Source organism: Billgrantia sp. NRB1 (genome assembly GCF_056921725.1).
In genome coordinates this window covers 1,011,903-1,030,570 of record NZ_CM167783.1, presented here as the reverse complement: position 1 = coordinate 1,030,570, position 18,668 = coordinate 1,011,903, and the positions used below count along the sequence as shown (strand labels likewise).

Below are 18,668 nucleotides of genomic sequence, written 5' to 3'. Positions count from 1 at the left end.
CTCCCACAAAGCCATTTCACGCCAGTCTGCGATGATCCAAAAGAGTCGGCTTTAGGCCACTGCTTCAGCCCCCTTAGCGCCAACCTACCGCCTTCTTCCGTGTAAATCCATGCGGTCGGGCCCGGCGATTGACCTTGGTCGCATCGGCGTGGGCGATGACTTACAGCATGTAAGCCATTTCTTACGCCACTTGGCAGACTGAGGCTGCGCTGGCGTGAAAGGCGGTATTCTCCCTTGCCTTGGGGCGTTCTACAGCCCCAGCAGCCGCCAGGCCAGCGGCAGGAACAGCGCAGTGAAGATCCCCGTCAGGCTCATGCCGAGCGAGGCGAAGGCGCCCGCGGTGGGGCCGAGTTCGAAGGCGCGCACGATGCCCACGGCGTGGCCGTTCACCCCCAGCGCGAAGCCGAGGATGCGCGGGTCGTCGATCTTCAGCAGGCGGGCCAGCAGCGAGACGAAGATGGTGGTCAGCACCCCGGTGATCAGCAGCCCGCCCAGCATCAGCGAGACCGAGCCACCGATCTGCTCCACGATGCCGATGCTCAGCGGGGCGGTGACCGACTTGGGCGCCAGCGAGGCCAGCACGATGGGCGGTGCCCCCAGCAGCCAGGCGATCAAGACAGCGTAGAGCGCGGCCAGCAGGGCGGCCAGGGGCAGGCAGCAGAGAATCGGCTTCCACAGGGCGACGATATGCCGGCGCTGCTGGTAGAGCGGCACCGCCAGCGCCACGGTGGCGGGGCCCAGCAGCAGCGTCAGCCCGGCCACGTTGCGCAGGTAGTCGGCGAAATCGAGGCGCAGCAGCCATAGGCCTGCCGCCGTGAGCACGGCGCCGATCAGCACCCCCGGGCACCAGCTCGGCCGGCCCATGCGCTCGAACAGGGCCATGCCGGCGAGGTAGGCCGCCAGGGTCAGGGCAACGGCGAGGGCGGGAGTGTCCAGCAGCGAGGCGTGGAGGTCGTTCATGCCGGGCGACTCCCTTCGTCGCGCTCGGCGTCTTCTCTCGGCATGAAGCGCCGCATCAGCCACAGCGTGGTCAGCACGCTCAGGAAGGTCCCCACCAGCAGCGCCACCATCACCGCCGTCCAGTGGCCGGCGAACTCGTCGATCACGAAGAATACCCCCACCACCCCGGGCATGATCAGCATGGCGAGCAGCGGTATCAGCGCCTGGCTCGCCGTGGCGACGCTTTCGCTGAGCCCTCGATTCACCAGCAGCCAGGCCAGCAGCAGCAGCAGCCCCGCCATGGCGTGGGAGATCGGGAGCGCCAGCGCTTCGACGAGCACCTGACCGAGCAGTAGGAAACCGAGCAGCCAGAGAAAGCCGCGCAAGAGTGTCATGTCGCCCCCATCCGGAAAGTGATCCGCCTACGGCCCCGCTGTGACCATCGAGGCAGAGCGGGGGCGGAGGTGAAGGGCAAAGGTTAACACGCTATCGGTTGCGTGGCGGGCACGCCGGGCGCATCGGTGTTGTCGTCGATGAGATCGTCAGGCCGAGGCGCCAAGCAGTGAAAAGAAGGTTCATCGCAGACTGGCGTGAACTTACCCTGTGGGAGGGACGGTTCGACGTCTCGACTTCAGCTCCGGTTCGACGCTTCGATGAAGCAGTGCGCAGCACTGCCAAAGGGGCGCCTGCGGCGCCTTCGCCCGGCAGAGCCGGCCTCCCACCAGAGAACCTGCCAAACATGTTCACGCTAAAGTGCGAAGAGCCGAAAAGAAGAAGGCGACCCACAGCCCCATCAGCAGCACGAAGCTCGACATGTAGGCCGCCAGGCGGTGCATCACCCGGTTGTACGTGCAGTGGATGAGGCTATGCGCCGCGCGGAGGGCGACGAAGAGCCAGGCGCCGAGGGCCAGCCAAGCCGGCGTATGCTGCACCGCGAGGGAGACGGCCGCCAGCCCGTAGAAGAGCACTGGCACTTCGAACAGGTTACGAAAGTTGTCGGCGGCCTGGACGTTCTCCAGCCGCGCGGACATCTGCAACGAGGTCGCGGCGGACTGCGGGTGGATGCGCTTCTCCCGCATTTCCGTGACCCGGGTATAGAGCAGCCTGATGCCGACGAGGAAGGTCAGGATCGCCAGCGCCAGCATGGCGCCGACGAGCGTGATATGAGCAGTCATAGGGGGCCCAAATAGAGACATCTCTTGCAAGGTGGATTCACGCCGAGACCGGCAGCGATGCCGCCGCTGCGGGATCATGCATTCCTCGGCACAGGGGGCGAGAGAGGACGGGCCGGCGCCGCCCAGGCGGCACCGGCGGGTGCTGAGGTTAACCGGTCGGCGGTTCCAGGCCAGCGTAGCGGACCCCGGTGAGCAGCGCCATCTCCCGGTGCCAGGTGGCCAGGTCGTCCTTGTGGAACTGGCTCAGGGCGTCGTGGCCGCAGGCCCGGGCCATCACCTTCATCAGCTGGGTGGAGGCCTCGAAGAAGGTCTTCAGGCGCTGGGTAGAGCGATCGACGTCGAGGCGCCTGCGCAGCTCCTCCTTCTGGGTGGCCACGCCGGCCGGGCAGTTATTGGTGTGGCACATCCGCGCCGACACGCAGCCCACCGCCTGGATGGCGCTGTTGGCCAGGGCGATGCCGTCGGCGCCCAGGGCCAATGCCTTGACGAAGTCGATGGGCACCCGCAGGCCGCCGGTGATGATCAGCGTCACCCGGCCGCTGGCCTTCTGGGCGTCCAGGTAGCGTCGGGCGCGGGCCAGGGCGGGGATGGTCGGCACGCTGATATGGTCGCGGAAGATCTCCGGGGCCGCCCCGGTGGCGCCCCCGCGGCCGTCGAGGATGACGTAGTCGGCGCCGGCATCTAGGGCGAACTGGATATCCCGCTCGATATGGTTGGCGCTGAGCTTGAAGCCCACCGGCACCCCGCCGGTGATCTCCCGCACCCGGTCGGCGAAGGCGCGGAAGTCGGCCACCGTGACCAGATCCTCGAAGGTGGGAGGAGAGGTCGCGTCGGTGCCCTCCTCCAGCCCCCTGACCTGGGAAATCTTGCCGCGGTTCTTGATGCCGGGGAGATGCCCGCCGGTGCCGGTCTTGGCGCCCTGCCCGCCCTTGAAGTGGAAGGCCTGGACGCGCTCCAGCAGCTCCTCCCGATAGCCGAACTTGGCGCTGGCCAGCTCATAGAAGTAGCGTGAGTTCTCGGCCTGCTCCTCGGGCAGCATGCCGCCCTCGCCGGAGCAGATCCCGGTGCCGGCCAGCTCGGCGCCGCGGGCCAGGGCGATCTTGGCCTCCTCCGAGAGGGCACCGAAGCTCATGTCCGAGACGAACAGCGGGATCTTCAGCGTCAGCGGCTTCTTGGCCTCGGGGCCGATGACCAGCTCGGTGGCCACCTCGGCGTCTTCCATCAGCGGCCGCGTTGCCAGCTGGGCCACCATGAGCTGCAGGTCGTCCCAGTGCGGCAGGGTGTGGCGCGGCACGCCCATGGCGGTGATCGGGCCGTGGGCGCCCATCTTGGAGAGCCCCTCCTCGGCCAGTTGGTGGATGAACGCCACCGTGGGCTCCTCCTGAGTGGCCTTGGCGATCACCCTGTCGTCGCCGCTGGCGCCCGGCCCCTCCTTGCCTACCTGGTCACTGCTGAACGACTTGTGGGTGCCGTCGCAGAAAGGCATGTCCTTGGAGTGCTTGCATCGACAGAAATACCCCTCGCCGCCCTCCTCGGCCGTGTACTTCTGCGGCTTGAAGCCGGTATCCGCATGGGAGCCGTCACAAAAGGGCTGGTCGCTGGATCGACCGCAGGTGCAGAAGAAGTAGGTCTCTCCCTTCTCAAGCGTTTGCTTGATCGGCTTGTTGTCGGAAATCACCGGGTTGCTCATCACGGGTCGCCTTATTCTGAGAAATCGCCCCTATCACCATAGTCGCCACCGCCGGAGGACGCTTTCACGCTGCATCATCCCCGCGGCTAGCGTTGAAGCCATCGACGGTAGCCGCGGAGCCGAGGCTTCATGCTGATGTCATAAAGCCAAGCAGGGCGAAACGGAGGAGATCACGCAACGCAGGTGACACTGGCCACGAGGGAGCCCGGCTGTCATGTGACGGTAAGGTGTCAGTGCCAGTGTCGAAGGTGCCGTCAACCCAGGAGTGCTGCCCCGATGGTACGACTCGACAAGAAAGCCAAGCGGCTCTACGTGCTGGACACCAACGTCCTGCTTCACGACCCCGCTGCCCTGTATCAGTTCGAGGAACACGAGGTGGTCATTCCCATGACCGTGCTCGAGGAGCTCGACAAGCACAAGAACGGCATGCGCGAGATCGCTCGCACCGCCCGCCAGGTCAGCCGTACCCTCTCCGACCTGACCAATCAGGTGACCTTCGACGAGATCCAGCGCGGCATCCCCATCCCCCGCGCCGGCGGCACGCCGCTGGGCCGGCTGCGGTTCCTCTGCTATCCCGAACTCGAGCCCCTGGAGCATCTGGAGGAGAGTCCCGACAACTGCCTGCTGGCGGAGACCTGTCGACTACGCGACGAACGCCCCGATGCCTCGGTGATTCTGGTCACCAAGGACATCAACCTGCGGGTCAAGGCCGCCGCCCTGCGCGTGCCGGTGGAGGACTACCTCACCGACCGCGCCTTCAGCGACAGCGATGCCATGCCCGACGGCGTGCGCATCTACCCCGACGCGGAGAGCGACGGCAGCGGCCCCTGGGAGGCGCTGAACGTGGAGGTCGCGGTGGAACGGGTCGACCACCACACTTTCTACCAGCTCAGCGGCGAGCTGCCCGGCGATTGGCACCTGGGCATGCTGGTCTCCGACAGCGAGAACGGTGCCGGCTTCGAGGCCATCGTACGCGAACTCTCCCCCGGCCAGGCTCGGCTGCAGCTGCTCACCAACTATCGCCACAAGGCCGGCGCCTGGGGCGTTCACGCCCACGACAGCCGCCAGAACTTCGCCTTGAACCTGCTGATGGACGACGATATCGACCTGGTGACCATCGCCGGGAGCGCCGGCACCGGCAAGACCTACATGACCCTGGCCTCCGCCTTCCAGCAGACGCTGGACGCCAAGCGCTTCGAGCGCATCGTCTTCACCCGGGCGCCGATCTCCATGAGCGAGGACATCGGATATCTGCCCGGCACCGAGGAGGAGAAGATGTCGCCCTGGATGGGAGCCTTCCACGACAACATGGATAACCTGCTGCGCGACGAGAAGGACGGCTCGACCAGCTGGAGCGAGGACGCCACCCGCACCCTGATCGGCTCACGGGTGCAGATCCGCGCCCCGGGCTTCATGCGCGGGCGCACCCTCAACGACACCTTCCTGATCATCGACGAGGCGCAGAACTTCACGCCCAAGCAGCTCAAGTCGCTGCTGACCCGCGCCGGGCGCAACACCAAGATCGTCTGCCTGGGCAATGTGGGGCAGATCGATACGCCCTATCTCACCGCCAACACCTGCGGCATGGCGGCGGTGGTGCAGCGCTTCCGCGACTGGCCCCACGCCGGCCACGTGACGCTGAGAAGCGTGGAGCGCTCGCGGCTGGCACTGGCCGGCGAAGAGCTACTGTAATCTCCATAGGTTGGGGTAGCCCCCGCTACCCCAACCAAAACCCCACCAGCAGCAGCAGCGCCACCCCCACCATCAGCGGCACCGCCAGGCGGCGGAAGCCGCGCTCATAGCGGCTCAGCTCGGCGAGCCCTTTGAGCAGGCGCCGCTCGGCCTCCACAAGCCGCTCGCGCCGCCGCGAGGCCCAGCCCTCGAGCGCCCGGCCGGCTCCGTCCAGGGCGCCGACCAGCTGCTGGGCCAGGGAGGCATAGAGCCACCAGAAATCGCCGGGCAGCAGCCGCCGGCTGATCCGCCAGGGCAGCGCCCGGGCCAGCTGCCAGACCGCTACCGCCAGCACCAGGCCCAGCCCCACCGGCCACAGCAGGCCGGCCAGCTCCTCGGCGGGCGGCCAGTGCGGCCCCGGTCCGGCCATCGGCAGCCATAGCGGCACCGTGGCGGCCAGCGCCACACTGGCCAGCCAGGTCACCGGCATGGGTGCCCAGGTAGCGCCCTCGGCCTCGCCCCGCTCGCGCCACTGGCGCCACAGCGCCCGCGCCATTAGCGCCGTGGTGCCCACCGCCGCCAGGCTCAGCCACAGCACCAGCGTCGATAAGCCGCCGTCGTAGAGCGCCGCCTTCAGGGTCCACTTGGTGGAAAGTCCCGAGGCCAGCGCCCCGGTCAGCGATAGCGCCGGCAGCGCCAGCAGGGCCCACAGCAGCCAGGCCGGCAGGCGCGGGGGGTGCTCGCTGATGCCGACGCCCAGGAACAGCGCGCCCTTGGTCATGCCATGGTGGGCGGCGAACAGCACCAGCGCCGCCGAAAGCGCCGGCCACAGCGCCGGGGCCGCCAGGCCCGCGCCGAGGGCGGCGGTGAGCATGCCCATCTGGCTGACGCTGGAGTAGGCCAGCACCGCCTTGGGGTGGCGCTGGGTGACCCCGAACAGGGCGGCCACGAAGGCCCCCGCCAGCCCCAGCACGATCGCCACTCGCCCCAGGGACTCGAGCCCGGCCGCGGGGTCACCCAGGGGCAACGTGCCCAGCCAGCCCAGCAGGCCGGCCTTGATCATCACCCCGCTGAGCACGGCGCTGGCCGGCGTCGGCGCCACCGGGTGGGCCAGCGGCAGCCAGACGTGCAGCCCCACCACGCCGGCCTTGACGCCGAAGCCCAGCCACAGCAGGGTGGCCATCCAGCTCCCTCGCTCGGCGGCGGCGATGCCCTCGCGCAGGCCGCCGAGAGTCAGCGCTTCGGCGCTGCCGGCGGCCCACAGCAGCCCGGCGAGGATCATCGCCTCGCCGAACAGCGCCAGAATCAGGTAGGCCCGCGCGCCCAGCTGGGCGTCGCGATTGCCAGCATGCACCACCAGGCCGTAGGCGGCGAAGGTCATCACCGCGAAGCCGAGATAGAAGCTGGGAATGTCTTCGGCGAGGATCAGCAGCAGGTTGCCGGCCAGGGTCAGCGGCCACAGCAGCGCCAGGCCCAGCAGGCGGCGGAAGGCGCCTCCGTGACCGGCCTCCGCCACCTGCTGTTCGGCGGCCAGATAGCCGCGGGCATAGCCCCCCGCCAGCAGCCACAGCAGGGCGCTGAACGCCAGCCAGGGGCGGCGGGTCTCGTCGAGCTGCCAGAGCCCGCCGAGCAGCCAGCCATCGAGCAGTAGCGCGCCTTCCCCCGGCCACAGCGCCAGGAGCAGCGCCGGCAGCGGCGCCGTGACCCAGACCCCATCGAGCAGCTGCGGCCGCTGGCCCGGCCGCCACAGGCCGTCCTGCTCCATCATCAGCCGCAGCGGGTTGCGCAGCATCACCACCAGCGGCCAGGCCACGGCCAGCGCGATCAGCAGCTCGACCATCATGGCAGGTACTCCTCGGTGGCCACCAGGGTCGCCAGGTCCAGGGGGCTGAACGGCAGGCCGGCCAGCAGCCCCGCCAGCAGGCTGAACAGCGCCGTGACCACCGCCGGCCACAGCAGCCAGCCGCTGGTCTCCAGCCGCCCCAGGCGCTGCTCTGCGGGCCACTCGCCGCGGCCGTGATCCGGGCCGGGCCGGAACCACAGACGGTGCAGGATAGGCAGGAAATAGGCCGCGTTGAGCAGGCTGCTGGCCACCAGCACGGCGATCACCCAGGGCATGCCGGCCTGCACGGCGCCCAGGCCCAGGTACCACTTGCTGATGAAACCGGCCACCGGTGGCAGCCCGATCATCCCCAGCGCGCCCACGGTGAAGGCCAGGCTGGTGAGCGGCATGCGCCGCCCCGCTCCATCGAGCTCGTCGATACGATGAATGCCCAGCTCTTCGGCGTAGTTGCCGGCGCAGTAGAACAGCGTGACTTTCATCAGCCCCTGGTGCATCAGGTGAACGAGCCCGGCGATGGTGCCGAAGGGGCCGAACAGGCTGATCCCCAGCACGATGTAGGAGACCTGGCTAACCGTGGAGAAGGCCAGCCGCGGCTTGAGCTCCTGCTGGGCCAGGGCGCGCACCGAGCCGTAGAGGATGGTCACACAGGCCACCGCCGTGAGCACCCCGAGCAGCCCCAGTTCGAAGCTCAGCTGGATGCCGTAGACGTCGTAGACCAGCCGCACGATGCCGAAGGCACCGGCCTTGACCACCGCCACCGCATGCAACAGCGCGCTGACCGGAGCCGGCGCCACCATGGCGCGAGGCAGCCAGCCGTGCAGCGGCACCAGCGCCGCCTTGACCGCAAGCCCCAGCAGCAGCACCAGGAAGAGCCCGACCAGCAGCGGCCGGCGCTCCGGGTCGAGCGCGGCCAGCGCCTCGCGCTCGCCGAAGGTGACATCGCCCACCAGGGCGTGCAGCCCCACCACGCCCAGCAGCAGCACCAGCCCGGCGGTCAGGGTGTAGCGCAGGTAGAGGCTGCCGGCGGCCAGCGCCTTGGGACTGCCACGGTGCACCACCAGCGGATAGGTGGAGAGCGTGAGCATCTCGTAGAACAGCAGGAAAGTGAACAGGTTGCCGGCCAGGGAGATGCCGATGGTGCTGGCCACGCAGAGGCTGAAGAAGCCGAAGAAGCGCTTGCGGTTGGAGGAGTCCTCCAGGTAGCCGATGGCGTAGACGGTGGTGGCCAGCCACAGCAGCGACGACAAGCCGGCGAACATCATCCCCAGGGCATCGACCTTGAGCAGAAAGTCGACGCCGTCCACCACGGTGAAGGCGAACTGATAGTCGCGGCCCCGGTAGAGCCCCACCACCATCAGCCCCACCAGCAGCAGCTTGGCCAGGGCGGCGGCGAGGTTGAGCACCGCCCGGGCTCGCCAGGCGCGCTCCGGCAAGGCGAAGATCATCGGCGCCACCAGCAGCGAGGTGGCCAGGGTGGCAAGGGGCAGCCAGGCGGCGTTCATGACGCACCTCCCAGCTGCAGCAGGGCCAGCGGCCACTGGGCCACCAGGCCCAGCGCCATGGCGACGAGGGCCAGCAGCAGGGCGATCATGTCCATGCTGCGGGGGACCGGGGTGAAGTCGTGCCGCGGGGCCTGCTCGTCGAAGGTGTAGCGGAACACGCGAAACACATAGGCGGCGCTGAGCAGCGTGCCCACCGCCAGCACCACCAGCCAGGGCCAGTGGCCGGCGGCGAGCGAGGCGTGCAGCAGCAGCCACTTGGCGGTGAAGCCGGCACTCGGCGGCAGGCCCACCAGGCTCACCGCGGCGATGCCGAAGCTCAACAGCGAGAGCGGGAAGCGCCGGCTCGCCCCGGCCATGGCGGCCACCTTCGATTCGCCGGTGGCCAGCATCAGGTTGCCGGCGGCCAGGAACATGGCCGCCTTGGCCAGGCCGTGGGCGGCCAGCTGCAGCCAGGTGCCCTCCCAGGCGATGGCGGCCACCGCCGGCGCCGTGCCCACCAGCAGCGGAAAGCCCAGTAGCAGGTAGCCCAGCTGCGACACCGTGGACCAGGCCACCACGTCCTTGAGCTTGGCCGCTCGCCAGGCCATCAGTCCGCCCCAGATGACCGCCGCCCCACCCATGGCGCCCACGGTCCAGGCGGCCACCGCGGCATCGGGCACCAGCACCAGCCACAGCTTCAGGGCGATGAAGAAGGAGGCCTTGATCACCAGCGCCGCGTGCAGCGCACTGACCGGGGTCCAGGCCGAGGCATGCACCGGCGCCAGCCAGGCGTGCAGCGGGAAGGCCGCCGCCTTGAGCAGCAGCCCGGCGCTAAGCAAGGCCATGGCCACCCACAGCAGCACCCCTGGCTCGGCCGCGGCGGCCAGCCCCACCAGGTCCAGCCGCCCCCAGGCCGCCAGCAGCAGCGCCACACCAAGCAGAAAGGCCAGCGAGCCAACCAGCGCCAGCAGCAGGTAGCGCATGCCCGCGGCCAGGGCCTCGACCCGCCCTGGCAGCAGCATCAGCCCCACCGCCGCCAGCCCCATCAGCTCCAGGCCGACGTAGAGCGTCAGCAGGTCGGCGGCGAACCAGATCAGCGACAGGCTGGCGGTCAGCGCCCCCAGCAGCGGCCACAGCCAGGCCGCGCCGATGCCGTGGGATACCCCGTCGCCCCGCAGATAGGCCGGGGCATAGGCGGCGCTGGCCAGGGTCAGCAGCTGGGTCAGCAGCAGCAGCACCAGGCTGAGGCCGCCGGCACGCAGGTGCAGCGTCAGGCTGCCCACCTCGAACGTCCAAACCTGAACGCCCTGGTTGCCCACCAGCCACGCCAGCCAGGCGCTGACCAGCAGCGGCAGCAGGGCCAGCCCCGCCACCGGCCCGCTTCGCGAGGGGCGCAGCAGCCCACCCAGCACGCCGAGCACCAGCGGCAGGCCCAGCACCAGCAGCAGCGGGACGACGCCGCTCGTGGTGTCCTCAGGGGGGATGAGGCCCAGGCGCTCGATCATGAGGCGGCGCCGCCGCTGCTGGCGGCCTTCATGACCCGCCGGCCATCCAGGGCATTGAGGCGGCGGATCAGCAGCGCGCCCAGTGCCGTGCCCAGCAGCGCCACCACCAGCCCGGTGATCACCAGGCCCTTGCCGGCCGCCGGCGCTGTGTCCCGCACCAGCGAGATCAGCAGCAGGAAGATCCCGGTGCCGATCACATTGAAGGCCAGCAGGCGCCGCAGCAAGTGGCGGTGCAGGGCGAAGGCCCACAGGCCGAGGCCCAGCAGGGTGATGCCCGCCAGTCGCAGCGGTTCGGTGCCCTGACGCACATCGGGCAGGGCCGCCAGCGCCAGGCCCAGCATGCCCATGGCCGTCAGCGCCGGCAGCAGGCGGGCCAGGCCGCGCGGCCAGGTCAGCGGTACCGGGTCGCGCCAGCGCGCCAGGCGCCCTCGCGGCGCCACGCCCCCTCGCCTGACGCCCAGCGCCAGGAACAGGAAGGCGCCGGTCAGTACCGCCCCCAGCAGCGCTTCCAGCGCGGCCAGCCAGACGAAGCCCAGCTGCCACCACGCCAGGGCAACGGCCAGGGCGAAGATCACGAAGACCGCGCAGGCCCGCACCAGGTGACGGTCGAACAGGCTCAGCCCTGCCATCACCACCAGCGCCAGGGCCAGCGGCCATTCACCGATTAACGGCATGTGATGGCTCGGCGCCTAGCGGGCAGGGCGATTGACGACGGTCTCGAGCAGCGCTTCGCTTTCGCTCCCTGGGCCGAGCCGCAGGAAGGTCAAGGCGTCATGGTAGCGGCAGAAGTCGTGCTTGCAGGAAGCGCAGCGCACCGGATCGTCGACGTTATGCGTCCGGGAGACGCGAAACAGATGGCTGCCGCACTGTGGGCAGGCGACCGGCAGACGAATCTCTTCGTTAAGGTCAGGCATGGCGATGCGCTCCTCGTCCGGTAAGGGTTGGCTATCATCTTGATACCTTGGGACTCATCCTGCCCGACTCAACCCCGAGGGGCCACCCCGAGCGATCAACGTGGCGGGGTGGTCGAGGCGTCGGCTGGTCGCTCCCCCTCCCTGGCGATGCGATTGCGGCCGCCCTGCTTGGCGCGGTAGAGCGCCCGATCGGCGGCCGACAGGGTCCCCTCCAGGCTGCCGTCGGGCGGCAGGAAGGCCAGGCCGATGCTCACCGAAAAGCGGACGGCAGCGCCCGCCAGATCGAGCTCGAGGGCCGCTACCGCCTCGCGCAGTCGGTCCAGGATCAGCCAGGCGTCATCCAGCTCGGTGTCCACCAGCAGCACCGCGAACTCCTCTCCCCCCAGGCGCCCCAGCAGGTCGTAGGGGCGCAGGCAGTCGCGGCAGGCCTCGGCAAAGGCCTGTAGGGCCCGGTCCCCAGCGGCGTGGCCGAATCGGTCGTTGAGTTGCTTGAAGTGGTCCAGGTCGAGCATCGCCACCGGCAGCGTGCGCCGCTGACGCCGCGCCTGGGCATGCACGGCGGCGCCGCGTTCGAAGAAGGCGCGGCGGTTGAACAGCCCGGTGAGCGGGTCAGTGTAGGCCAGGCGACCGAGCCGCTCCTCGCTGGCCTTGCGCTGGGTGGCATCGAACAGCACGCCGTGCCAGAGGGTATAGCCGCCCGCCTGGCGCTCGGGCATCGCCAGCCCCTCGACCCAGCGCTCGCTGCCGTCGAGGTTCACCAGGCGGAATTCCAGATGCCAGCGGGTCAACCCCACCGCCGACCGGGCGACGGAGGCCTCGACGGTCGCCTGGTCATCGGGATGCACCCGCCCGAGCAGGCGCTCGGGGTCGTCCAGCACCGCCTGGGGCGACAGTCCGCAGAGGTGACGAATGCCCTCGCTGATATGAAAGAAGGCGAGCCGGCCACGGGGGTCGCGGCAGGACTGGTAGACCGCCACCGGCACCTGGCCGAGCAGATGGCGCAGCTGGGCCAGCTCGCTCTGGTCGGCCAGCCGCGATTGCCACGCCTGGGTGATATCGCGCAGCAGCACCAGCACCCGGGCGCGGCCGCCGTGGGAGGCGCTCAGCGGCTGCAGCACGGCGTCCTGGTAGGTGCTGGTGTGACCATCGGCGCCGACGTTGCAGCGCACCACGCCCTGCCAGGGCTCGCCGCTTGCCAGGCAGGCATCCAGGGCGCGCCTGAGGGTACCCTCGAGCGGGTCGACATCGAGGCTAACCAGGCGCCGGCCCAACAGCGATTCGGGCTGAAGCCCGGTCTGCTCCTCGAGCTGCGGGCAGGTCTGCCGAACCACGCCGTCGCCGTCCAGCAGCAGCACCGCCCCGGGGTAGTGGATCAGCAGCTGTCGCGCGAACGCCTGGTCATGCGCCTGCTCTCCCAGGTCGCGCCGCTCCAGACCGAAGCCCGCTGCCGCCAACCCGGCCAGGGTCACGCCCGCCAGGCCCAGGGCGGGCCCCAGGCCCACGGCCAGTTTCAGCAGCCCGACCGCCACCCCCACCGGCAGGGTGCCGGCGACGATGATCATGATCCAGCGGCGAGCGAGCCTTCTGCGCCGATCCGTCGGCGCATTCTGTGTCGGAACCGTGGTCACACCTTGCCACCTTGGCGATTGCCCAGCCGGGGCCACAAGGCAGGGCCCCTCCCCGCCGCGTGGCGCTTACCCTAACCCTAATGCAATTTTGAAGGCGGCACCGGGTTTTTGGGTAACGGTTCAGACAACGCTCCGAGGCGACAATTGGCTCCCACTCAGCTCATAGACCGAGTTTCTCGGCGACGTAGTCGGCATCCTTGTCGCCGCGGCCGGAGAGATTGACCAGGATATGCTGGTCGGCGGGCAGGGTCGGTGCCACGCGCATCGCCCAGGCCACGGCGTGAGCGCTCTCCAGGGCCGGGATGATGCCCTCGACCCGCGAGAGGGTGAGAAAGGCGTCGAGGCACTCGGCGTCGCTGGCGGTCTCGTAGTCGACCCGGCCCAGCTCCTTGAGGTAGCTGTGCTGGGGCCCCACGCCGGGGTAGTCGAGCCCCGAGGCGATGGAGTGCACCGGCATGGGATTGCCGGCCTCGTCCTCCAGCACGTAGCAGGCCATGCCGTGGATCTCGCCGGGCTTGCCCAGCGTCAGGGTGGCGGAGTGGCGCGGGGTATCGAGGCCCTCGCCGGCGGGTTCCACCCCGACCAGATGCACCGCGTCGTCCTCGAGGAAGGCGGTGAACATGCCGATGGCATTCGAGCCGCCACCCACGCAGGCGGTGACGTGCTCGGGCAGCTTGCCGTGGCGTGCCAGGAACTGCTCGCGGGCCTCCTGGCCGATGATCGACTGAAAATCGCGCACCATCTTGGGGAAGGGATGCGGGCCCACCACCGAGCCGATGGCGTAGATGAAGTTCTGCGGGTCCTTGAGGTACTCCTCGAAGGCGCTGTCCACGGCGTCCTTGAGGGTGGCCGTGCCGCGGGTCACCGCCACCAGCTTGCAGCCGAGGATCTTCATCTTGGTGACGTTGGGATGCTCCTTCTCGATGTCCACCTGGCCCATGTGGATCTCGCAGGGGATGCCCACCAGGGCGCAGGCGGTGGCCAGCGCCACGCCGTGCTGGCCGGCGCCGGTCTCGGCGATCACCTTGGTCTTGCCCATGAACTTGGCCAGCAGCGCCTCGCCCAGGCAGTGGTTGATCTTGTGGGCGCCGGTGTGATTGAGATCCTCGCGCTTGAGATGAATCTGGGCGCCGCCCAGCTTCTCGGAGAGCCGCCGGGCGTGGAAGATCGGGCTGGGGCGGCCCACGTAGTCGGCGAAGAGGCTGGTCAGCTCCTGCTGGAAATCCTCGCGGAGGCGGATCTCCTCGTAGGCGGCGTCGATCTCGTCCATCACCCGCTTGAGCTCGGGCGGAATGTGCTGGCCGCCGAAGCGGCCGAAGTAGCCCCGGGCATCGGGCAGGTCGGTATAGGGAGAAGGGCTCATGGGGCGTTCCTGACGCAGTGGATAACGTCGGAACATCTTGCCGAGCCGGTTCGGCGCTGTCGAGACAGACCTTGGCCGGAGAGCGGCTCGGGACACGGGAAAGCGCCCAACCTTGCGCCGGGTCAAGCGGGCAAGGCGGACCGCGCGCCGGGCCGGCGGATCAGCGCGCCAGGCGCTCGGAGAGCCACTTGCCGATATCGCCGACCTGCTGGGGACAGACCGCATGGGCCATGGGGTACTGGCGATAGTGGGCCGGGTAACCCAGCGACAGCACCTTCTCGAAGCCGGCCTTGCCCAGCGCCTCGGGCACCACCGGGTCGAAGCTGCCGTGATGCACCTCGATGGGCAGGCCGCGGTTGGCCTCGGCCAGTTCGATGCTGTCGGCGGTGGCGAAGTAGGTGGACATGGCCAGCAGGCCGCCCAGGGGCCGGTCGAAGGAGAGCGCCGCCTGATAGGCCACGGCGCCGCCCTGGGAGAAGCCGGCGAGGATAATGCGCCGGCTGTCGATGCCCTGCTCGATCTGCTCGGCCATCAGGGCCTGGATGCGCTCCGCCGAGGCCATGAGCTGCGGCTCGTCGACGCGCCGGTCGAGGTTCATCTCGAGAATATCGTACCAGGCGGGCATCACCATGCCGCCGTTGATGGTCACCGGCAGACGCGGCGCATGGGGCAGGATGAAACGCACCGCGTCGTCGGTGGGCAGCGGCAGGGCCGGCACCAAGGGCTCGAAGTCGCTGCCGTCGGCCCCGAGGCCGTGGAGGATGAACACGCAGGCATCGGCGGGTCGGCCGCTTCTCGGTTCGATGATCAGTTCGCCGGGCTGGCTCATGGTGTTGCGTCCCTCGTCGTGCTGTCGGTGGAAAGCCGTCACCCTACCGCAAACGCCAGGCGGCGGCGACCTCCGCCAGGGCGCCTATCGGCGCCAGTCGCGACGGGGACCGGCGCTCCTACAGGCGGCCACCTCTAATGTAGGAAATGGGATGGACCCGTCCCTCCCTGTGCCAAGATGAGTTTGCAACGCCATCTTGGGTGCACGGGGCACCACGCGGCATCTCGAAGAGAGGGTCCATCCATGAATCACATTAGCATCGTCGGGATCGATCTCGCCAAGCATGTCTTTCAACTTCACGCCGTCGATTCCAAAGGGCGGCAGGTGTTCAGCAAAACGGTGTCACGCTCGGCATTTCCCACCACGCTAGCCCAACTGCCTCGCTGCGTTGTCGCCATGGAGGCCTGCGGTGGGGCCCATTACTGGGCCAGGGAGATCCAGGCGCTGGGGCATGAGGTCCAGTTGATTCCGCCCCAGTACGTGAAGCCCTTCGTCCTCGGGCACAAGAGCGATGCCCGGGATGCCCGCGCGATTGCCGAGGCAGCGGCCCGGGATGCCACGCCACGGGTGGCGCCCAAGACACTGGAACAGCAGGCGCTGCAAGCCATGCATCGCGTGCGCTCACGGGCCATCGCCAGCCGCACGGCGCTGGGCAATGAGCTGCATGGCTTGCTCGCCGAAATGGGGATCATCGTGGCCAAGGGGCACTCGGTGTTTCGCCAGGGGGAGGTCAGGCGCTTGCTCGCCGAGCATCGAGTCCAGCTGGGCGACGACCTCTTCGTGGTACTGGATGATGTCCTGGACCAGTGGCTGGCGCTGGATGCCCGCATCCGTGCCTATGATCAGCGCCTGGCACGGCTGGCCAAGACGACGCCGGTTTGTCAGCGCTTGATGAGCGTGCCCGGCATCGGGCCGGTCAATGCCACCTTGCTGGTCAGCCATATCGGCGATCCGAAACGGTTTGCCAATGGCCGCGCCTTCAGCGCCTCGATTGGCTTGGTGCCCCGCCAGCACTCGAGTGGCGGCAAGGAGCGATTGATGGGCATCTCCAGGCGGGGCAACGGCGAGGTGCGTCGACAGCTCGTGCATGGTGCCCGAGCGGCCTTGCGTGCCTTTCAGCGCCAGCAACAGCCGGATCGGTTGGCACGTTGGGCATGCTCCTTGGCCGCGCGACGCGGCGCTGCCAAGGCCACTGTCGCCCTGGCGAACAAGCTCGGCAGGATCTGCTGGGCGGTGATGGCGCGTGACACGCGCTACACAGCCATGCCGTGAAGCACGAAGATGGCATGAAATAACTCAGATTTCCCCGGAGGTTGCGCAGGTACGTACGTAGATGGCAGGACAGGTCAGACCGGCTCTCCGCCACTCTGTGAAGCTGTATGGCCACTCGTGAGGCCGAGTAGGAGATCAGATCGGAGAGCGCGCATCCCATCATGGCCAGGTACCGACGAAGTGCCACTGACAGGCCGGATATAAGCGTGCAGTCTCACCCCCGCCGATACGTGTCGGGCTTGCACAACGGGACGGGTCCATATAAGCAGCTTCAGCTCCGGTCCGACGCTTCGGCGACTGGAGGCGCAGCCTCCCGGCGGTGTTGCCTGCGCTGGCGGTCAGCGCCAACGCCGGCAGCCTCCGCCAGGGCGCCTATCGGCGCCAGTCGCGACGGGGACCGGCGCTCCTACAGGCGGCCACCTCTAATGTAGCAGCTTCAGCTCGCGACTGGAGGCGCAGCCTCCCGGCGGTGTTGCCTGCGCTGGCGGTCAGCGCCAACGCCGGCAGCCTCCGCCAAGGCGCCTATCGGTGCCAGTCGCGACGGGGACCGGCGCTCCTACAGTACTAGAAGGGCCAGATTCGGGGGATCAGCGTCAGCGCCACCGCAGCGACCAGCAGGTTGAGCAGCCCGCCCACCCGCAGGTAGTCGCCGAAACGGTAGCCGCCGGGGCCGTAGACCATCAGGTTGGTCTGATAGCCGATCGGGGTGAGAAAGCTGGCCGAGGCGGCGAACATCACCGCCACCACGAAGGGCATGGGGCTCACCCCCAGGCTCTCGGCGCTGGCCATGACGATGGGGAAGATGATCACCGCGGCGGCGTTGTTGGTCACCAGCTCGGTGAGCAGGGCCACCAGCGCATAGGTGCCAACCAGCAGCAGCCAGGGGTTGCCGTCGGCCAGGCCCAGAGCCAGGCCGGCCAGAGTGCCGGCAGCGCCGGAGCTCTCCAGTGCCGCCCCCAGGCCGAAGGAGGCGGCGATGGTCAGCAGCACCTGAGTATCCATGCCACGCTTGGCCGCTCCCACCGTGCAGCAGCCGGTGAGCATGGCCAGGGCGGCGCCCAGCATGGCGGCGTTCATCATGCTCATCACGCCGAGGCTGGCCAGTGCCACCACGCCCAGCAGGATGCTCCAGGCCAGCCAGGCCTTCTCGTGCACTGGGCGGGCGGCGCCGTTGACCTGGCTGATCAGCAGGAAGTCGCGGGACTGGCGGTGACGCTCGATGAAGGGCGGGCGCGCCTCGAGCAGCAGCACGTCGGCCGGCTGCAGGCGCACCTGCCCCAGGTTGCCGAGCACCCGCTCGCCGCCGCGGCATACCGCCAGCACGGCGGCACCGTAGAGGGTGCGGAAGTGGCCGTCGCGAATGCGCCGGCCGACGAACTGGCACTGGTCGGAAACCACCGCCTCCACCAGGCGACGCTCCTTGAAATCCTTCTCCAGGCTCGATTCGCCGTGACGCGAGGGGATCAGGCCACGAATCTGCTGCAGCTCCACCGCCGCCGCCGAGGTGCCGGCGAACACCAGCCGGTCGCCCCCCTTGAGCCGCTCTCCCGGTCCCACCACGCTGACCACGTTGCCGTCGCGCTCGATCTCCACCAGAAAGAGCTCCTGCAGATGGCGCAACCCGGCCTCCTCCACGCTCTTGTCGACCAGCGGCCCCTCGGGGTCGACCTCCATCTCGATAGTGAACTCACGGGGGTTCTCGAAGGCCGCCTGGGCGCCGCGGCGCTCGGGAAGCAGCCAGCGCCCCACCAGCATCAGGTAGGCGAGCCCAACGACGGCTACCGGCACGCCGACCCAGGCGATATCGAACAGCCCCATGGCGAGATCCGGGTAGCGCTCGATCAGCAGGCCGTGCACCACCAAGTTGGTGCTGGTACCGAACAGCGTGATGGTGCCGCCGAGGATGGAGGCGAAGCTCAGCGGCATCAGCAGCCGATGGGCGGGGATGGTCAGGCGACGGCTCCAGCTCAGCACCGCCGGGATATAGGTGGCCACCACCGGCGTATTATTGAGGAAGCCGCTGAGCGAGGCCACCGGGAGCAGCAGGCGCGCCAGCGCCCGGCCCTCGCTGCGGGGACGACCCAGCCCATAGCGGATGATCAGGTCGATGCCGCCGGTCTCGCGGATGCTGGCCACCAGCACATAGAGGAAGGCCACGGTGAACAGGCCGCTGTTGGAGAAGCCGCCCAGCGCCTGGCCGGTATCGATCACCCCCAGGGTGAGCAGCAGGATCAGCGCGCCGAGCAGCACCATGTCGGGACCGATGCGCGTGAACGCCATCAGCGGGAAGACGGCGCTGACGACAGCAAGCGAGATCCAGGCATCCAGGGGCATAGGGGGGGAGTCCATCACCAGGCA

Annotated in this window: 15 protein-coding genes; 2 read left to right on the top strand and 13 right to left on the bottom strand. The window is 69.0% G+C overall.

The window, feature by feature from the left end; genetic code table 11:
* Positions 1–249 precede the first annotated feature (249 nt).
* The 4 genes from ACZIYR_RS04685 to ACZIYR_RS04670 form a co-directional block, all read right to left on the bottom strand.
* Positions 250–960 (bottom strand): LrgB family protein, encoded by a 711-nt coding sequence (locus ACZIYR_RS04685; RefSeq protein ID WP_483528383.1) that lies wholly within the window; start codon positions 958–960, stop codon positions 250–252.
* The gene (locus tag ACZIYR_RS04680; protein WP_483528382.1) at positions 957–1,334 is read right to left on the bottom strand and encodes a CidA/LrgA family protein; all 378 of its coding nucleotides are present in this window, start codon (positions 1,332–1,334) and stop codon (positions 957–959) included. Before ACZIYR_RS04680 ends, ACZIYR_RS04685 begins: the two co-directional genes overlap by 4 nt.
* Before the next feature lie 348 nt (positions 1,335–1,682).
* Complete coding sequence (locus tag ACZIYR_RS04675) at positions 1,683–2,114, bottom strand: MAPEG family protein (RefSeq protein ID WP_483528381.1); 432 nt, start codon at positions 2,112–2,114, stop codon at positions 1,683–1,685.
* A gap of 148 nt (positions 2,115–2,262) precedes the next feature.
* Positions 2,263–3,804, bottom strand: coding sequence for a glutamate synthase-related protein (locus ACZIYR_RS04670; RefSeq protein WP_483528380.1), 1,542 nt, complete (start codon positions 3,802–3,804; stop codon positions 2,263–2,265).
* A gap of 276 nt (positions 3,805–4,080) precedes the next feature.
* Here ACZIYR_RS04670 and ACZIYR_RS04665 point away from each other — a divergent pair, with 276 nt between their 5' ends.
* Entirely contained in the window at positions 4,081–5,496 is a 1,416-nt protein-coding gene (locus ACZIYR_RS04665; RefSeq protein WP_483528379.1) for a PhoH family protein, read from the top strand.
* Positions 5,497–5,521: 25 nt separating this feature from the next.
* Here ACZIYR_RS04665 and ACZIYR_RS04660 read toward each other — a convergent pair whose 3' ends face one another.
* The 8 genes from ACZIYR_RS04660 to ACZIYR_RS04625 form a co-directional block, all read right to left on the bottom strand.
* The gene (locus tag ACZIYR_RS04660; protein ID WP_483528378.1) at positions 5,522–7,318 is read right to left on the bottom strand and encodes a complex I subunit 5 family protein; all 1,797 of its coding nucleotides are present in this window, start codon (positions 7,316–7,318) and stop codon (positions 5,522–5,524) included.
* Entirely contained in the window at positions 7,315–8,820 is a 1,506-nt protein-coding gene (locus tag ACZIYR_RS04655; RefSeq protein WP_483528377.1) for a complex I subunit 5 family protein, read from the bottom strand. The genes ACZIYR_RS04660 and ACZIYR_RS04655 overlap by 4 nt, the downstream gene beginning before the upstream one ends.
* Positions 8,817–10,304 carry a complex I subunit 5 family protein gene (locus tag ACZIYR_RS04650; protein ID WP_483528376.1) on the bottom strand — a complete coding sequence of 496 codons (1,488 nt, stop codon included), beginning with the start codon at positions 10,302–10,304 and terminating at the stop codon, positions 8,817–8,819. The genes ACZIYR_RS04655 and ACZIYR_RS04650 overlap by 4 nt, the downstream gene beginning before the upstream one ends.
* Complete coding sequence (locus ACZIYR_RS04645) at positions 10,301–10,978, bottom strand: NADH-quinone oxidoreductase subunit K (protein ID WP_483528375.1); 678 nt, start codon at positions 10,976–10,978, stop codon at positions 10,301–10,303. Before ACZIYR_RS04645 ends, ACZIYR_RS04650 begins: the two co-directional genes overlap by 4 nt.
* Positions 10,979–10,993: 15 nt before the next feature.
* Entirely contained in the window at positions 10,994–11,218 is a 225-nt protein-coding gene (locus tag ACZIYR_RS04640) for a hypothetical protein (protein ID WP_473032609.1), read from the bottom strand.
* Positions 11,219–11,313: 95 nt separating this feature from the next.
* Positions 11,314–12,846, bottom strand: a complete 1,533-nt coding sequence (locus tag ACZIYR_RS04635; RefSeq protein WP_483528374.1) for a sensor domain-containing diguanylate cyclase — start codon at positions 12,844–12,846, stop codon at positions 11,314–11,316.
* Positions 12,847–13,006: 160 nt separating this feature from the next.
* Positions 13,007–14,209: a tryptophan synthase subunit beta gene (gene trpB, locus ACZIYR_RS04630; RefSeq protein ID WP_483528373.1), complete on the bottom strand. Its 1,203-nt coding sequence runs from the start codon at positions 14,207–14,209 to the stop codon at positions 13,007–13,009.
* A 160-nt stretch (positions 14,210–14,369) separates the two neighbouring features.
* Positions 14,370–15,038: an alpha/beta hydrolase gene (locus ACZIYR_RS04625; RefSeq protein ID WP_483528372.1), complete on the bottom strand. Its 669-nt coding sequence runs from the start codon at positions 15,036–15,038 to the stop codon at positions 14,370–14,372.
* Positions 15,039–15,281: 243 nt separating this feature from the next.
* Between ACZIYR_RS04625 and ACZIYR_RS04620 the strand changes: the two genes are divergently transcribed.
* Entirely contained in the window at positions 15,282–16,310 is a 1,029-nt protein-coding gene (locus ACZIYR_RS04620; protein WP_483526849.1) for an IS110 family RNA-guided transposase, read from the top strand.
* Between the two features lie 564 nt (positions 16,311–16,874).
* Here the strand turns inward: ACZIYR_RS04620 and ACZIYR_RS04615 are convergent.
* Complete coding sequence (locus tag ACZIYR_RS04615; RefSeq protein ID WP_483529045.1) at positions 16,875–18,644, bottom strand: SLC13 family permease; 1,770 nt, start codon at positions 18,642–18,644, stop codon at positions 16,875–16,877.
* Between the last annotated feature and the right edge of the window lie 24 nt (positions 18,645–18,668).

Bases quoted from the DNA above. Each gene is read 5' to 3' on its own strand.
- ACZIYR_RS04640 (WP_473032609.1), bottom strand. From the start codon at position 11,218: ATGCCTGACCTTAACGAAGAGATTCGTCTGCCGGTCGCCTGCCCACAG.
- ACZIYR_RS04670 (WP_483528380.1), bottom strand. From the start codon at position 3,804: ATGAGCAACCCGGTGATTTCCGACAACAAGCCGATCAAGCAAACGCTT.
- trpB (WP_483528373.1), bottom strand. From the start codon at position 14,209: ATGAGCCCTTCTCCCTATACCGACCTGCCCGATGCCCGGGGCTACTTC.
- ACZIYR_RS04655 (WP_483528377.1), bottom strand. From the start codon at position 8,820: ATGAACGCCGCCTGGCTGCCCCTTGCCACCCTGGCCACCTCGCTGCTG.
- ACZIYR_RS04675 (WP_483528381.1), bottom strand. From the start codon at position 2,114: ATGACTGCTCATATCACGCTCGTCGGCGCCATGCTGGCGCTGGCGATC.
- ACZIYR_RS04645 (WP_483528375.1), bottom strand. From the start codon at position 10,978: ATGCCGTTAATCGGTGAATGGCCGCTGGCCCTGGCGCTGGTGGTGATG.
- ACZIYR_RS04660 (WP_483528378.1), bottom strand. From the start codon at position 7,318: ATGATGGTCGAGCTGCTGATCGCGCTGGCCGTGGCCTGGCCGCTGGTG.
- ACZIYR_RS04680 (WP_483528382.1), bottom strand. From the start codon at position 1,334: ATGACACTCTTGCGCGGCTTTCTCTGGCTGCTCGGTTTCCTACTGCTC.
- ACZIYR_RS04665 (WP_483528379.1), top strand. From the start codon at position 4,081: ATGGTACGACTCGACAAGAAAGCCAAGCGGCTCTACGTGCTGGACACC.
- ACZIYR_RS04685 (WP_483528383.1), bottom strand. From the start codon at position 960: ATGAACGACCTCCACGCCTCGCTGCTGGACACTCCCGCCCTCGCCGTT.
- ACZIYR_RS04620 (WP_483526849.1), top strand. From the start codon at position 15,282: ATGAATCACATTAGCATCGTCGGGATCGATCTCGCCAAGCATGTCTTT.
- ACZIYR_RS04650 (WP_483528376.1), bottom strand. From the start codon at position 10,304: ATGATCGAGCGCCTGGGCCTCATCCCCCCTGAGGACACCACGAGCGGC.
- ACZIYR_RS04615 (WP_483529045.1), bottom strand. From the start codon at position 18,644: ATGCCCCTGGATGCCTGGATCTCGCTTGCTGTCGTCAGCGCCGTCTTC.
- ACZIYR_RS04625 (WP_483528372.1), bottom strand. From the start codon at position 15,038: ATGAGCCAGCCCGGCGAACTGATCATCGAACCGAGAAGCGGCCGACCC.